This is a genomic window from Bradyrhizobium sp. BRP20 (assembly GCF_020194215.1).
Lineage (GTDB): Bacteria > Pseudomonadota > Alphaproteobacteria > Rhizobiales > Xanthobacteraceae > Bradyrhizobium > Bradyrhizobium yuanmingense.
Genome location: NZ_JADYVY010000005.1, coordinates 106,041 through 120,043 on the forward strand (window position 1 = coordinate 106,041; position 14,003 = coordinate 120,043).

The window sequence follows — 14,003 nt, forward strand, 5'->3', positions numbered from 1 at the left end:
TGCACGCGATCGGAAAATCGTAAGGCAGCGCGCAACCAGTGCTGGCCTGCCCGGGCCAGAATTGATCTAACGGCCCCTTTACCCCTGCCGTGCAAGATTGCCCACGTTTTTCAGGGGATCTGGGGCTTGTATTGCAATGCCTATTGCCGATTTGAAATCTCATCTTGCCGCCGCGATGCGATTGTTTCGCGTTCCCGCCGACAATCCGGACCTGACGCGGGCGCAGTTCGACGCCTTCTCCAAGCAGATCCCGCTGCTCTACTTCATCCTCATCAGCAACACGATTGCGGTCGCCTACACCTATGTGAACGTGGCGCCGGACTGGCTGACGATGATCGTGCCGGCCGTGCTGACGGTGCTCGCGGGCTTGCGGACCTTCTGGTGGCTACGCCAGCGCCGGCTGGTGCGCAGCGATGCCGACATCCTGCGCAATCTGCGCGCCACCAACTGGCTGACCCTGCCGATCGGTGCCGGCTTCACCGCCTGGTCCTTCGCGCTCTACCCCTACGGCGATCCCTTCGCCAAGAGCCAGGTCGCGTTCTACATGGCGGTCACCGTGATCGGCTGCATCTTCTCGCTGATGCATCTGCGCTCGGCGGCGCTGATCGTGACGCTGATCGTCGACGTGCCCTATGTGCTGTTCTTCTTTGCCACGGGCGAGCCGACGCTGAAGGCGATCGCGGTCAACAACCTCCTGGTTTCCGCCGCGATGGTGACGGTGCTGTTCATCTACTACCGCGACTTCGCCGATCTCGTCGCCAGCCGCAAGTCGCTGCTCGCGCAACAGGCGGCGACGCAGGCGCTCTCTGACGAGAACTTCCGCCTTGCCAATCTCGATTCACTCACCGAGCTGCCGAACCGCCGCCGCTTCTTCGCCGAGCTGTCGAGCGCCTTCACCGATGCCGAACGCAGGAAAGTTCGGATCGCGATCGGCATCATCGATCTCGACGGTTTCAAGCCGATCAACGACAATTACGGCCATTCGGTCGGAGACCGCGTCCTGATCGAGGCCGGCCGGCGCATCCGCGAGGTCTGCGAGGGTTTTGGTCCGCAACGGGTCGAATTCGCCCGATTAGGCGGCGACGAGTTCGGCCTGGTCGTTTGCGGCGACCCCGACGATGCGGACCTGCTGCGGCTGGGCCAGCGCATCGGTGACCAGGTCAGACTTCCCTATCAGCTCGACACTGCCCATACCGGGCTGTCCTGCTCGATCGGCTTTGCCTCGTTTCCCCAATCGGCAACGACCGCGGAAGCACTCTATGAATGTGCCGACTATTCGCTCTATCATGCCAAGCGCCATCTGCGCGGCCGCACCGTGATCTTCTCGAGCGAGCTCGAGGCCGAGATCCGCAGTCGCGGAGTCATCGAGAATCTGCTGCGCACCGCCGATTTCGGCACCGAGATGGACCTGGTGTTCCAGCCGATCGTCGATGCCATGAGCGAGCACACCGCCGGCTTCGAGGTTCTGGCGCGCTGGCGCAGCGCCCGCCTCGGCCTCGTGTCGCCGGCCGACTTCATCCCGGCCGCCGAACGCATCGGCTTGATCCGTCCGCTGACGCAGGCGTTGCTGGTTCGCGCACTTGCGACGGCCAAGACCTGGCCCGATCACATCCGTCTGTCGTTCAATCTCTCGGCCCACGACGTCTGTGCGGCGGAGGGCATCCTGCCGCTGATCTCGATCATCGAGAAGAGCGGGCTGCCGCCGCAACGGATCGATTTCGAGATCACCGAGACCGCCGTCACCTTCGACTTCGTCCGCGCGCAACAATCGATCGCAACGCTGAAGGCAATGGGCTGCGGTATTTCGCTGGACGATTTCGGCACCGGCTATTCCTCGCTGAGCCACGTGCACCGGCTGCCGCTCGACAAGATCAAGGTCGACCGCAGCTTCGTTTCCGACATCAACGAGAATCCCGTCAGCCACAAGATCATCAAATCGCTCACGGGCCTCTGCGACGACATGGAGATCGCCTGCGTCGTCGAGGGCGTCGAGACGCGTGCTCAGCTCGACACCTTGCGCCGCCTGGGATGCGACTTCATCCAGGGTTACTATTTCGCCAAGCCGATGCCTGCCGATGCGATTGGCGAACATCTCGCGAAGGAGAGCCGGCGCCTCGACGGCACCGGGGCCAGGGTCGTGGCCTGAGCCTCGCCTAGGTCGCCAGGCTCGGCAGATCGAGCCCCTTGTCACGAGCGCACTCGATCGCGATGTCGTAGCCTGCATCGGCGTGGCGCATGACGCCGGTGGCGGGATCGTTCCACAGCACGCGCTCGATCCGCTTCGCAGCCTCGGGCGTGCCGTCGGCGACGATCACCATGCCCGCGTGCTGCGAATAGCCGATGCCGACGCCGCCGCCATGATGCAGCGACACCCAGGTCGCTCCGCTGGCGCAATTGAGCAGCGCATTGAGCAGCGGCCAATCGGACACCGCATCCGATCCGTCCTTCATCGCCTCGGTCTCGCGGTTGGGGCTCGCCACCGAGCCGCTGTCGAGATGATCGCGGCCGATCACGATCGGCGCTTTCAATTCGCCACGCGCCACCATCTCGTTGAAGGCAAGACCGAGGCGATGGCGATCGCCGAGGCCGACCCAGCAGATGCGTGCCGGCAGGCCCTGGAATTGGATGCGCGCCTTTGCCATGTCGAGCCAATTGTGCAGATGCTTGTCGTCAGGCATCAGCTCCTTGACCTTGGCATCGGTCTTGAAGATGTCCTCGGGATCGCCCGACAGCGCGGCCCAGCGGAATGGCCCGACGCCGCGACAGAACAGCGGGCGGATATAGGCGGGCACGAAGCCGGGGAAATCGAAGGCGTTCTTCAGGCCCATGTCCTGTGCCATCTGGCGGATGTTGTTGCCGTAGTCGAGCGTCGGAATACCCTGGGCATGGAAATCCAGCATGGCCTGGACATGCTCGACCATCGACGTCTTCGAGGCGCGCTCCACTGCCTTCGGATCGGACGCGCGCTTGGCTTCCCATTCGGCAAGCGTCCAGCCCTTCGGCAAGTAGCCGTTGATGGGATCGTGCGCGCTGGTCTGGTCGGTGACGATGTCGGGCTTGACGCCGCGGCGCACCAGCTCAGGGAAGATCTCCGCGGCGTTGCCGAGCAGGCCGACCGAGACCGCCTTGTTCGTCTTCGCGGCGTCCGCCATGATCGCGAGCGCTTCATCAAGCGTTGCGGCTTGCCGGTCGAGATAACCGGTCCGCAGGCGCATCTCGATGCGGCTCGGCTGGCATTCGACCGCAAGCATCGAAGCGCCGGCCATGGTCGCCGCCAGCGGCTGCGCGCCGCCCATGCCTCCCAAGCCGGCCGTGAGAATCCATTTACCGGCGAGGCTGCCGCCGTAATGACGCCGACCGACCTCGACGAAGGTTTCATAGGTGCCCTGCACGATGCCCTGGCTGCCGATATAGATCCAGGAGCCCGCCGTCATCTGGCCGTACATCATCAGACCCTGGCGATCGAGCTCGTTGAAATGATCGAGCGTCGCCCAATGCGGCACGATGTTGGAATTCGCGATCAGCACGCGTGGTGCATCGGCATGGGTCCGGAACACGCCGACCGGCTTGCCGGACTGCACCAGCAGCGTCTGGTCGGCTTCGAGCTTGCGCAAGGCCGCAACGATCCGGTCAAAACTCTCCCAGTCGCGCGCGGCGCGGCCGATGCCGCCATAGACGACGAGCTCGCTCGGGCGTTCCGCGACGTCAGGGTCGAGATTGTTCATCAGCATGCGCAGCGGCGCTTCCGTGAGCCAGCTCTTGGCGCTGATGTCGCTGCCGCGGGGAGCGCGGATGGTACGGTCATTGTCCAGACGGCGGTTCATGCGGGCCTCTTCAGACGAGTCTCGGAAACGGATCGGTGGGAAGCTGGGCGAGCGCAGCAGCTGGAAGCGCATCGGCCTCGATCAATGCAGCGGCCTTGGCCAGATCGCCGGCCATGTAGCGATCGGCGCCCAGTGCGGGCACCTGCTCGCGCAATGCGGCAATGACGGCGACCAGCGGCGCACTGGTTGCATGCGGCGCGCGCAGCGTGATGCCTTGGGCAGCGACCAGAAGCTCGATGCCGAGGATGGCGGCGAGATTGTCGGCCATGTCGGACAGGCGCCGCGCAGCATGCGCGGCCATCGAGACATGGTCTTCCTGATTGGCGCTGGTCGGCGTCGAATCGATCGAGCAGGCGAGCGCACGCTGCTTGTTCTCGGCATAGAGCGCGGCCGCCGTCACCTCGGCGATCATGAAACCGGAATTGATGCCGGGATCTGGCGTGAGGAACGGCGGCAGTCCGAAATTGAGCGCGGGGTCGACCAGCGTCGCGATGCGCCGCTCGCTGATCGCACCGATCTCCGACAGCGCCAGCGCGATGGCATCTGCGGCAAACGCCACCGGCTCGGCGTGGAAATTGCCGCCGGAGACGATCTCCCCGGTCTCGACCAGCACCAGCGGGTTATCGGTGACGGCATTGGCCTCCACGATCAGCGTGCGCGCGGCCTGCGTGATCAGATCGAGCGCGGCACCGGCAACCTGTGGCTGGCAGCGCAGGCAATAGGGATCCTGCACACGCTCGTCGCCTTCCAGGTGAGAGAGGCGGATGTCGCTGCCGTCGAGCAGCGCGGTCAGCGTCGCGGCCGCCGCGATCTGGCCGGCATGGCCGCGCAGCGCCTGAATTTCAGGGCGGAACGGTGCCGTCGAGGCCATCGCCGCATCCACCGACAGTGCACCGGTCACCAGTGCGGCGCGGGCGAGGCGATATGCACGCAGCACGCCCGATAGCGCGTAGGCGGTCGAGAATTGCGTGCCGTTGATCAGCGCGAGGCCTTCCTTGGGCCCAAGGGTCAGCGGCGTGAGGCCGGCGGCCGCGAGTGCCTCGCTGCCGGATACAGTCTTGCCATCGATGATCGCCTGCCCTTGGCCGATCATCACGGCCGTCATATGCGCAAGCGGTGCCAGATCGCCGGAGGCGCCGACCGAGCCCTGCTGCGGCACCAGCGGATAGACGCCACGGGCCAGCATGTCCTGCAACTGCTCGATCACCACGCGGCGCACGCCGGAAGCGCCGCGGCCGAGCGAGACGATCTTCAGCGCCATCATCAGGCGGACGATGGGCTCCGGCGTCGGCTGGCCGACGCCGCAGCAATGCGAGACGATCAGGTTGCGCTGAAGCAGCGCGGTCTGGTCCGGCGGAATGCGCTTCGATGCGAGCTTCCCGAAGCCGGTGTTGATGCCGTAGACGGGGACGTCGGCCTGCGCGGCCTGCGCAACGATCAGCGCAGCCGTATCGACACGCGGCCAGAACGAAGGATCGAGCACGACGGGGACGCCTTCGAGCACCCGCGAGAGATCGTCGAGGCTCACTGTTCCCGGCTTGACGACGACCGCTGTCTCCTGCTCCGTCACTGCCCCCTCCATACCCGCTTGTGCAGGGGATTAAAGCCGATCCGGTAGACCAGCTCGGCGGGCCGCTCGATATCCCAGATCGCGAGGTCGCACCATTTGCCGGTTTCCAGTGTGCCGGTCTCGTTCAGCAGGCCGAGCGCCCGCGCGCCTTCACGGGTGACGCCGGCGAGGCACTCGGCCACATTCATCCGGAACAATGTCGCGCCCATGTTCATCGCGAGCAGCAGCGAGGTCAGTGGCGAGCTGCCGGGATTGCAGTCGGTCGCCAGCGCCATGGGAACGTTGTGTTTGCGGAACGTCTCGACCGGCGGCTTCTGCGTCTCGCGAATGAAGTAGAACGCGCCCGGCAGCAGCACGGCCACAGTGCCGGCCCTCGCCATGGCGGCAGCACCGGCTTCGTCGGTGTGCTCGAGATGATCGGCCGAGAGTGCCGAGAATTTCGCGGCAAGCGCGGCGCCGCCGAGATTCGAGAGCTGGTCGGCATGGAGCTTGACCGGCAGTCCAAGTCCCCTCGCCGTTTCGAACACCCGCGCGGTCTGCTCGGCGGAGAATGCGATGCCCTCCATGAAGGCATCGACGGCATCGGCGAGGCCCGCTTTTGCGACCGCCGGCAGCATCTCCTTGCAGACGAGATCGATGTAACTATCCTTGTCGCCACCCGCCTCGACCGGCAGCGCATGCGCACCCAAGAACGACGTGCGGATCGTAACAGGCCGCTCACGGCCGAGGCTGCGCGCAGCCGCGAGCTGGCGCATCTCGGTTTCTGTGTCGAGGCCGTAGCCGGACTTGATCTCGACCGTAGTGGCGCCCTCAGCCGTCAGCGCGTCGAGCCGCGGCAGCGCGCCTGCGACGAGCTCGGCTTCGCTCGCCTGGCGCGTTGCCGCCACGGTCGAGACGATGCCACCGCCGGCGCGCGCGATCTCCTCATAGCTTGCCCCCTTCAGGCGCAGCTCGAATTCATGCGCGCGGTTGCCGCCATAGACCAGATGGGTATGGCAGTCGACGAGACCAGGCGTGATCCAGCGCCCCTTGCAATCGATCCGCTCGATAGCGTCTGCATCGGCGGGAAAATCCGCTTTCGCGCCCGCATAGGCGATGCGACCGCCGCGTGCGGCGATGACACCATGCTCGATCTCGCCAAGATCGGGACGATCGACCCGCATCGTCGCGAGGCGGGCATTGTGCCAGATCCGGTCGAAGCGCTCTGCCATGCGGGTATCCATTCGCCGTGGGGATGCTTGACTTATATGTCTAGACATATAATCGTAAGGCGGTTCTGTCCAGCCGGCGTGTAGATCATGACCCGACTGCATTTCGCTTCCGCGCTCCTGCCTTCCGGCTGGGCCAATGACGTGCAGGTGGTGATCGCCGCCGGCGCGATCGCCGCGGTGACGCCGGGCGTGGCGCCGTCCGCCGGCGACGAGCGCCATGCTATCGCGCTTCCCGGACTTGCGAGCTTGCACAGCCACGCCTTCCAGCGCGGCATGGCAGGCCTTGCCGAATTGCGCGGCGATTCCACCGACACGTTCTGGACCTGGCGCGAGACGATGTATCGCTTTGCGCTGGCGATGACGCCCGACGACGTCGCGGCTGTGGCGACGCTGCTCTATGTCGAGATGCTCGAGCAGGGTTTTACCCGCGTCGGCGAATTCCACTATCTGCACCACGACCGCGACGGGTCGCCCTACGCTGACCCCGCCGAGACGGCCACGCGGATTGCACAGGCCGCCGAAGCCTCGGGCATTGCGCTGACGTTGTTGCCGACTTTCTATGCGCATGGCTCGTTTGGAGGCGCAGCGCCGCATGCCGGGCAGCGCCGCTTCATCTGCTCGGTCGATCAGTTCGCCGCATTGATCACGGCCTCGCGCCAGGCGATCAGCGCCTTGCCCGGCGCCAATATCGGCATCGCGCCGCACAGTTTGCGCGCGGTCACGCCGGACGAGCTCGCCGCGATTCTTCCGCTCGCCGAGGGCGGGCCGGTGCACATTCATGCCGCCGAGCAGGTGAAGGAGGTCGAGGATTGCCTCGCCTGGTCGGGTTGCCGTCCGGTTCAATGGCTGCTGGAGCATGCGCCCGTCGATCAACGCTGGTGCCTCATTCACGCGACCCACATGACAAGTGAGGAAGTGACGGCTTTCGCCAAGACGGGCGCGGTCGCCGGCCTTTGCCCGATCACGGAGGCGAGCCTCGGCGACGGCACTTTTTCAGCGCGGGAGTTCGTCGACGCCGGCGGCTCTTTCGGCATCGGTACCGATTCCAACGTGTTGATCGGCGCCGCAGACGAGTTGCGCCAGCTCGAATACGGCCAGCGGCTCAAGCACCGCCAGCGCAACGTCCTCTCCGGCGGCGCAGGTCGCTCTACGGGACGCTCGCTGTTCGACGGGGCGCTCGCCGGCGGCGCGCGGGCGCTGGCACAACCGGCCATCGGCCTTGTGCCCGGCGCGCGCGCCGATATCGTCACGCTCGACACGGCGTATCCATCGCTGGCGGGACGCGCGCAGGATGCGGCCATCGACGGCTGGGTTTTTTCTGCCGGCGGCGCCGCCATCGATTGCGTCTGGGCCGGGGGCAACAAGGTGGTCGAGCGCGGTCAGCATGGATTGCGCCAAGCCGCACGCGAACGCTTCAACGCATCGATGCGGAGGCTCGTGGCATGAGCCTCGTCACCGATGCCGACAGGCCGACGCTCTACAAGCGCATCCGCGCCGACATCGAGCAGCGCATCCTGACCGGCGAATGGCCGCCCGGCCATCGCATTCCCTTCGAGCACGAGCTGGTCGCGCGCTACGGCTGCTCGCGCATGACCGTGAACAAGGCACTGTCTGAGCTGGCGCAGGCCGATCTGATCGAGCGGCGGCGGCGCGCCGGCTCGTTCGTGCGACGGCCGCAGCATCAGTCGGCGGTGCTCAAGATCGCCGACATCCGCGCCGAGATCACCGCGCTCGGGCGCAGTTACGGCTACGAGCTGATCGGCCGCAAGCTGCGCGCGGCGACGGCCGCCGACCGTGACCGGCTCGGCGTGAAGAAGGCCAACAAGGTGATCGCGATCACCTGCCGGCACAGCGCCGACAAGGTCCCGTTCGCGGTCGAGGACAGGCTGATCGATCTCTCGTCCGTTCCTGACGCCGCGACCGCGGATTTCTCGCGCGAGCCGCCCGGCTCCTGGCTGCTTCACCATGTCCCATGGACCGAGGCCGAGCACACGATCAGCGCCATCGTTGCGGACGACCGTGCGGCGGAAGCGCTCGCGATCGCCGTCGGCGCCCCCTGTCTCGTGATCGACCGCTATACCTGGCGCAGCGCACGCACGATCACCGCCGTGCGCCTGCTCTATCCCGGTGACTCTCACCGCCTTGTCGCGCGATTCAAGGGAGGCTGAGAGGATATGTCGGCACAAATCGTGCAACGCTTCGCGGAACCGCCCATATGGGCCGGCAGAGATCAACAGAACGTCAAACCATCGATCGGCAAGAGGACGATAATCATGCGTAATTCGACAGTATTTGCGACAATCATTGCTCTCGCGGCCTCCACTCCGGCGCTCGCCCAGGACGTCAAGGTCGGCATCGGCATTTCCGGATGGACCGGCTTCGCGCCGCTGACGCTGGCGAAGGAAGCCGGCATCTTCAAGAAGAACGGCCTCGACGTCACCATCAAGAAGATCCCGCAGAAGGACCGCCATCTCGCCATCGCCTCCGGCGACATCCAGTGTGCGGCGACCACGGTCGAGACCTGGATCTCCTGGAACGCCAACGGCGTCGCCACCAAGCAGATCTTCCAGCTCGACAAGAGCTACGGCGCCGACGGCATGGCCGTGCGCAACGACATCGCCGCGATCAAGGACCTGAAGGGCAAGACCGTCGCCGCCTCCGCGCCGGGCACCTCGCCCTACTTTGCACTGGCCTGGATGCTGAAGAAGAACGGCCTCACCACCAAGGACGTGACCGTGGTGAACCTCGAGCCGGCGGCGGCCGCGCAGGCCTTCGTCTCCGGCCAGAACGATGCGGCGATGACTTATGAGCCATACTTGTCGACCGTGCGTGCCGCGCCCGACAAGGGCAAGATCATCGCCACCACGCTGGACTATCCGATGGTCATGGACACGTTCGGCTGCACGCCGAAGTTCCTCACCGACAATCCCAAGGCCGCCAAGGCGCTCGCCGACAGCTATTTCGAGGCGCTCGAGATGATCGCCAAGGACCAGGCCAAGTCCTACGAGATCATGGGCGTCGACGTGAAGCAGACCGCCGAGCAGTTCGGCAACTCGGCGAAATACCTGCGCTGGCAGGACAAGGCGGCGAACCAGAAGTTCTTCGCGGGCGAGTTCCTGACCTTCAACAAGGAGGCCGCCGAGCTCCTGCTCGAGATCGGCATCATCAAGGCCGTGCCGAAGGTCGAGGACCTCTACGACGCGAGCTTCATCAAGTAACGTTCTCCAAGCTGCCGGTTCCGCCTCAGGCGGAGCCGGCGCACCATTCGGATACAGTTTGATGCGTCCCCTGGATCCCGTGACATCGAAGCAACGTGCGGCATATGGCCTGGCGTTCTTCGTGCTGTTCGTCGCCCTCTGGTCGTGGGCGACGTTCGGCGGCCATGTGTCGAAGACCTTCCTCGCCAATCCGCTCACCATGGTGCAGGAAGGCCTCGAGCTGCTCACCAAGCACGGTTTCCTGTTCGACATCGGCATGACGATCTGGCGCGTCGTCGGCGGCTTCGCACTCGCGGCGGTCATTGCGGTGCCGCTCGGCGTGCTGATGGGCGCCTACAAGCCAGTCGAAGCCTTCCTCGAACCCTTCGTCTCATTTGCACGCTATTTGCCCGCCTCGGCCTTCATCCCGCTGCTGATCCTGTGGGCCGGCATCGGCGAGCTGCAGAAGCTGCTCGTCATCTTCATCGGCTCGGTGTTCCAGGTCATCCTGATGGTCGCGGTGACGGTCGGCGCCACGCGGCGCGATCTGGTCGAGGCCGCCTACACGCTGGGCGCCAGCGACCGCGGCATCATCCGCCGCGTGCTGCTGCCTTCCTCCGCGCCGGAGATCGCAGAAATCCTGCGGCTGGTGCTGGGCTGGGCCTGGACCTACGTCATCGTCGCCGAGCTGATCGGCTCGTCCTCGGGCATCGGTCATATGATCACCGACAGCCAGGCGCTGCTTAACACCGGCCAGATCATCTTCGGCATCATCGTGATCGGCTTGATCGGCCTGATCTCGGACTTCCTGTTCAAGGCGTTCAATGCCTGGCTGTTTCCCTGGAAGCTCGCATGACCATTCTTAAGGTTGAGCAGGTCTCGCGCACCTTCCCCGCGCGCCACGGCAACGCGCCGACCAGGGCGCTGGAGCCGACCGACCTCACCATCGGCAACAACGACTTCGTCACCATCCTCGGTCCCTCCGGCTGCGGCAAGTCCACGCTGCTGCGCATCGTCGCCGGCCTCGACCGTCCGACCGGCGGCCGCGTCACGCTCGACGGACGCGAAGTGACCGGCCCGGGCGCCGATCGCGGCATGGTGTTCCAGTCCTACACGCTGTTCCCCTGGCTGACGGTGCGCGAGAACATCGCCTTCGGCCTGCGCGAGCGTGGCGTGTCCGAGGCGGAGCGACACAAGATCGCCGATGCCTTCATCCGCCAGGTCGGGCTGTTCGGCTTCGAAAACCATTGGCCCAAGCAGCTCTCCGGCGGCATGCAGCAGCGCACCGCGATCGCACGCGCGCTCGCCAACGACCCGAAAATCCTGCTGCTCGACGAGCCGTTCGGCGCGCTCGACAACCAGACCCGCGCCTTGATGCAGGAGATGCTGCTCGGGATCTGGGAACGCGACCAGAAGACCGTGCTGTTCGTGACCCACGATATCGAGGAAGCCATCTTCCTCGGCAGCCGCGTCATCGTGATGAGCGCGCGCCCCGGCCGCATCAAGGCGGACATTCATGTAGACCTGCCGCATCCCCGCTCCTACAAGATCAAGACCACGCCGGAATTCGTCCAGCTGAAGGAACGGCTGGTCGAGGAGATCCGAACCGAGGCGCTGAAGGTTGCCGAACATGCCTGACGCTCGTGCCGACGGACATCGCGTTCTCGCCGACCTCCATGCACTGCGTGCCTTCGGCGCCTACAAGACCGGCGTGCACAAGCCGACCTTCTCCGAGCCGCACAAGCTGTCGCTGGAGTGGCTCGTCCAGAAGCTGCCCGAGGCCGAGCTCTCCGCGACGATTGACGGCATCGGCAATGTGTTCGGGACGAGCTCGAAGTCCGGACCGAAACTGCTGGCGGGCTCGCACCTGGAAAGCCAGAACTATGCCGGCTGGCTCGACGGCCCGCTCGGCGTCGTCTATGCGCTCGAAGCGGCGCGCGTGCTCAATGCCGACGCTTCGGTGAACGGCGCGGTGGAAGTTGCCGCCTGGTGCGACGAGGAGGGACATTTTGGTCATTTCCTCGGCTCGCGCTCCTATGTCGGACAGGTGACGGAGGCCGACATCGATGCCGCGCGCGACCGCACCAGCGGCCGCACCATGCGCGATGCCCTTGCCGACATGGGGCTGGCGGGGCGTCCGCGCATCACCGCCGAGCCGGGACGGCACGTCGGTTATCTCGAGGCGCATATCGAGCAGGGCGACACGCTCGAAAGCGGGCGCCTGGCGATCGGCGTCGTGACGTCCATCGTCGGCATCTGGCAGTACCAGATCAACTTTGCCGGCGAGCAGAACCATGCCGGCACCACGCGCATGGCGGTGCGCAAGGATGCGGGCCTGGCGCTGGCCAAGTTCTGCGTGGCGATCGACGAGCGTTTCCCCGCCGCCTGCGGCCCGCGCACGGTCTGGACCACCGGCCGCATCACGCTCGATCCGGGCGCACCGAGCATCATTCCCGGTGGCGCGGAGATGTTGTTCCAGATCCGCGACGACGACCCGTTTGTCATCGCGCGGCTGGAGCAACTGCTGCGGACCATGGCGGACGAAGCCAGTGCCAACGGCACCTGCACGGTCAGCGTGACGAAGCTGCGCACCGGCGCACCCGCGATGATGAACGCGAGCTTTCAGGACGCGATCGAGGCCGCGAGCAAGGCCGTCGCCGGCGGCCGTTCCATCCGCATGCCGAGCGGGGCCGGCCACGATGCGCAGATGCTGGCGACCGTCATGCCCGCCGGCATGGTGTTCGTGCCGTCGATCGGCGGCATCAGCCATCACTGGACCGAGAACACGGCGGATGCCGACATCGTGACGGGCGCAGAGGTGTTCGTCGAGGCGTGCCGGCGGATCCTCGGGGGCTAGGTCGAGGCATGCAGCCGTTGAGCGCCTGCCACGACCATTCGAGCAGGGCTCTGCCATAAAGCCGCGGCAATCCTCGGGCCTGTCGACCGTCTCCTCCCCTGCTTCCCGGAGTTCCCATGTCTTCTGCCGACCGGCCGGCGACCCGCCTTGCCACCCGGCTTGCCTTCCTCGTTGCGGGCTTCGGCATCGCGTGCTGGGCACCCCTGGTGCCGTTCGCGAAGGCGCGGCTCGCGGTCGATGACGGCGTTCTCGGGCTGCTACTGCTCAGCCTCGGCATCGGCTCAGTGATCGCGATGCTGCTGACCGGCGTGCTCAGCGCGCGCTATGGCAGCAAACCGATTATCATCGCGGGCGGACTTGGTCTCACGTTGGTGCTGCCATTGCTGGCCATCGCGGCGTCGCCCGCGACGCTCGCGCTGGCGCTGTTCGTCTTCGGGGCCGCACTCGGCTCCATTGACGTCGCCATGAATATCCACGCCGTGGAAGTGGAGCGCGCCGCGCGACGCCCGCTGATGTCCGGCTTCCACGCCCTGTTCAGCATCGGCGGCTTCGCCGGTTCCGCGCTGATGACGGCGCTGCTCTCTCTGCAGCTCGGCGCGCTCGCCTCGACGTTGATCTGCTCCGTGCTGATGCTGATCGCGATGCTCGTGACCTGGCCGCGCCTGCTTCGATCGGTGCAGGTGCAGGAAGGCCCATTGTTCGTGCTGCCGCATGGATCGGTGCTGCTGCTGGCGCTGCTCGGCGCCATCACCTTCCTGGTCGAAGGCGCGATGCTCGATTGGGGCGCGCTGCTCGTGATCGGCGCCGGGCTCGTCAGCGAGGCCCAAGGCGGCATCGGCTACATCGTGTTCTCGATCGCGATGACGATCGGCCGGCTTAGCGGCGACGCCATCGTTGCGCGCATCGGAGACCGCACGACATTGCTGTGGGGCAGCCTCATCGCGATCGCCGGCTTCGTGGTGCTGCTCACCGCGCCCGTGGCGGCGGTCGCCATCGCCGGATTCCTGCTGATCGGGCTCGGCGCCTCGAACCTCGTGCCCGTGCTATTCCGCCGGGCGGCGCAACAAAAGGTGATGCCCACGGGACTTGCGGTCGCGGCGATCACGACGGCCGGCTATGCAGGCGTCCTGCTGGGCCCTGCCGGCGTCGGCTTCGTCGCACAGCTCGGCGGACTGCCGCTGGCATTCTGGCTGCTCGCCGCCTTGATGGGTCTCGTCACGTTGACCGCCCGGACCGTCACCGCGGAGCAGCGCCGGACCTTGCATGTCGATGCGTGACCGGACTCGCGTCGGCTTTGACCGATGAGGAGGTGGACCGCCACAGCCGGCGAGCCACCTTCTTCAG

At 66.0% G+C, this 14,003-nt stretch carries 11 protein-coding genes; 8 read left to right on the forward strand and 3 right to left on the reverse strand.

Annotated elements, in window-relative coordinates; genetic code table 11:
* Positions 1 to 136 precede the first annotated feature (136 nt).
* Complete coding sequence (locus tag I6F33_RS14180; protein ID WP_225142976.1) at positions 137 to 2,146, forward strand: bifunctional diguanylate cyclase/phosphodiesterase; 2,010 nt, start codon at positions 137 to 139, stop codon at positions 2,144 to 2,146.
* 7 nt (positions 2,147 to 2,153) lie between these two features.
* Here the strand turns inward: I6F33_RS14180 and hutU are convergent, their stop codons facing one another.
* The 3 genes from hutU to hutI are packed head-to-tail and all read right to left on the reverse strand — an operon-like array spanning position 2,154 to position 6,605.
* Complete coding sequence (gene hutU, locus I6F33_RS14185) at positions 2,154 to 3,824, reverse strand: urocanate hydratase (RefSeq protein ID WP_225142978.1); 1,671 nt, start codon at positions 3,822 to 3,824, stop codon at positions 2,154 to 2,156.
* A gap of 10 nt (positions 3,825 to 3,834) precedes the next feature.
* Positions 3,835 to 5,394, reverse strand: a complete 1,560-nt coding sequence (hutH, locus tag I6F33_RS14190) for a histidine ammonia-lyase (RefSeq protein WP_225142980.1) — start codon at positions 5,392 to 5,394, stop codon at positions 3,835 to 3,837.
* Positions 5,391 to 6,605: an imidazolonepropionase gene (hutI, locus tag I6F33_RS14195; protein WP_225142982.1), complete on the reverse strand. Its 1,215-nt coding sequence runs from the start codon at positions 6,603 to 6,605 to the stop codon at positions 5,391 to 5,393. The genes hutH and hutI overlap by 4 nt, the downstream gene beginning before the upstream one ends.
* An 87-nt stretch (positions 6,606 to 6,692) precedes the next feature.
* On the opposite strand from hutI, the gene I6F33_RS14200 reads away from it, so the two are divergent.
* From I6F33_RS14200 to I6F33_RS14230, 7 genes are all read left to right on the forward strand, one after another.
* Positions 6,693 to 8,051, forward strand: coding sequence for a formimidoylglutamate deiminase (locus I6F33_RS14200; RefSeq protein WP_225142984.1), 1,359 nt, complete (start codon positions 6,693 to 6,695; stop codon positions 8,049 to 8,051).
* A complete protein-coding gene (gene hutC, locus I6F33_RS14205; protein ID WP_036008026.1) occupies positions 8,048 to 8,773 on the forward strand; it encodes a histidine utilization repressor in 726 nt (241 codons plus the stop codon). The genes I6F33_RS14200 and hutC overlap by 4 nt, the downstream gene beginning before the upstream one ends.
* Before the next feature lie 105 nt (positions 8,774 to 8,878).
* Positions 8,879 to 9,823 (forward strand): ABC transporter substrate-binding protein, encoded by a 945-nt coding sequence (locus I6F33_RS14210; RefSeq protein WP_225133239.1) that lies wholly within the window; start codon positions 8,879 to 8,881, stop codon positions 9,821 to 9,823.
* Between the two features lie 61 nt (positions 9,824 to 9,884).
* Positions 9,885 to 10,658, forward strand: a complete 774-nt coding sequence (locus I6F33_RS14215) for an ABC transporter permease (RefSeq protein WP_036008029.1) — start codon at positions 9,885 to 9,887, stop codon at positions 10,656 to 10,658.
* The gene (locus I6F33_RS14220) at positions 10,655 to 11,440 is read left to right on the forward strand and encodes an ABC transporter ATP-binding protein (protein WP_225142986.1); all 786 of its coding nucleotides are present in this window, start codon (positions 10,655 to 10,657) and stop codon (positions 11,438 to 11,440) included. The genes I6F33_RS14215 and I6F33_RS14220 overlap by 4 nt, the downstream gene beginning before the upstream one ends.
* Positions 11,433 to 12,659, forward strand: coding sequence for a Zn-dependent hydrolase (locus I6F33_RS14225; protein ID WP_225142988.1), 1,227 nt, complete (start codon positions 11,433 to 11,435; stop codon positions 12,657 to 12,659). The genes I6F33_RS14220 and I6F33_RS14225 overlap by 8 nt, the downstream gene beginning before the upstream one ends.
* Positions 12,660 to 12,775: 116 nt before the next feature.
* Positions 12,776 to 13,936, forward strand: coding sequence for an MFS transporter (locus I6F33_RS14230; RefSeq protein ID WP_225114627.1), 1,161 nt, complete (start codon positions 12,776 to 12,778; stop codon positions 13,934 to 13,936).
* Positions 13,937 to 14,003: the final 67 nt, after the last annotated feature.

Excerpts from the sequence above, each read along its gene's own strand:
- hutU (WP_225142978.1), bottom strand. The coding sequence starts at position 3,824 with ATGAACCGCCGTCTGGACAATGACCGTACCATCCGCGCTCCCCGCGGC.
- I6F33_RS14210 (WP_225133239.1), top strand. The coding sequence starts at position 8,879 with ATGCGTAATTCGACAGTATTTGCGACAATCATTGCTCTCGCGGCCTCC.
- I6F33_RS14200 (WP_225142984.1), top strand. The coding sequence starts at position 6,693 with ATGACCCGACTGCATTTCGCTTCCGCGCTCCTGCCTTCCGGCTGGGCC.
- I6F33_RS14180 (WP_225142976.1), top strand. The coding sequence starts at position 137 with ATGCCTATTGCCGATTTGAAATCTCATCTTGCCGCCGCGATGCGATTG.
- hutI (WP_225142982.1), bottom strand. The coding sequence starts at position 6,605 with ATGGCAGAGCGCTTCGACCGGATCTGGCACAATGCCCGCCTCGCGACG.
- hutC (WP_036008026.1), top strand. The coding sequence starts at position 8,048 with ATGAGCCTCGTCACCGATGCCGACAGGCCGACGCTCTACAAGCGCATC.
- I6F33_RS14225 (WP_225142988.1), top strand. The coding sequence starts at position 11,433 with ATGCCTGACGCTCGTGCCGACGGACATCGCGTTCTCGCCGACCTCCAT.
- I6F33_RS14220 (WP_225142986.1), top strand. The coding sequence starts at position 10,655 with ATGACCATTCTTAAGGTTGAGCAGGTCTCGCGCACCTTCCCCGCGCGC.
- I6F33_RS14215 (WP_036008029.1), top strand. The coding sequence starts at position 9,885 with ATGCGTCCCCTGGATCCCGTGACATCGAAGCAACGTGCGGCATATGGC.
- I6F33_RS14230 (WP_225114627.1), top strand. The coding sequence starts at position 12,776 with ATGTCTTCTGCCGACCGGCCGGCGACCCGCCTTGCCACCCGGCTTGCC.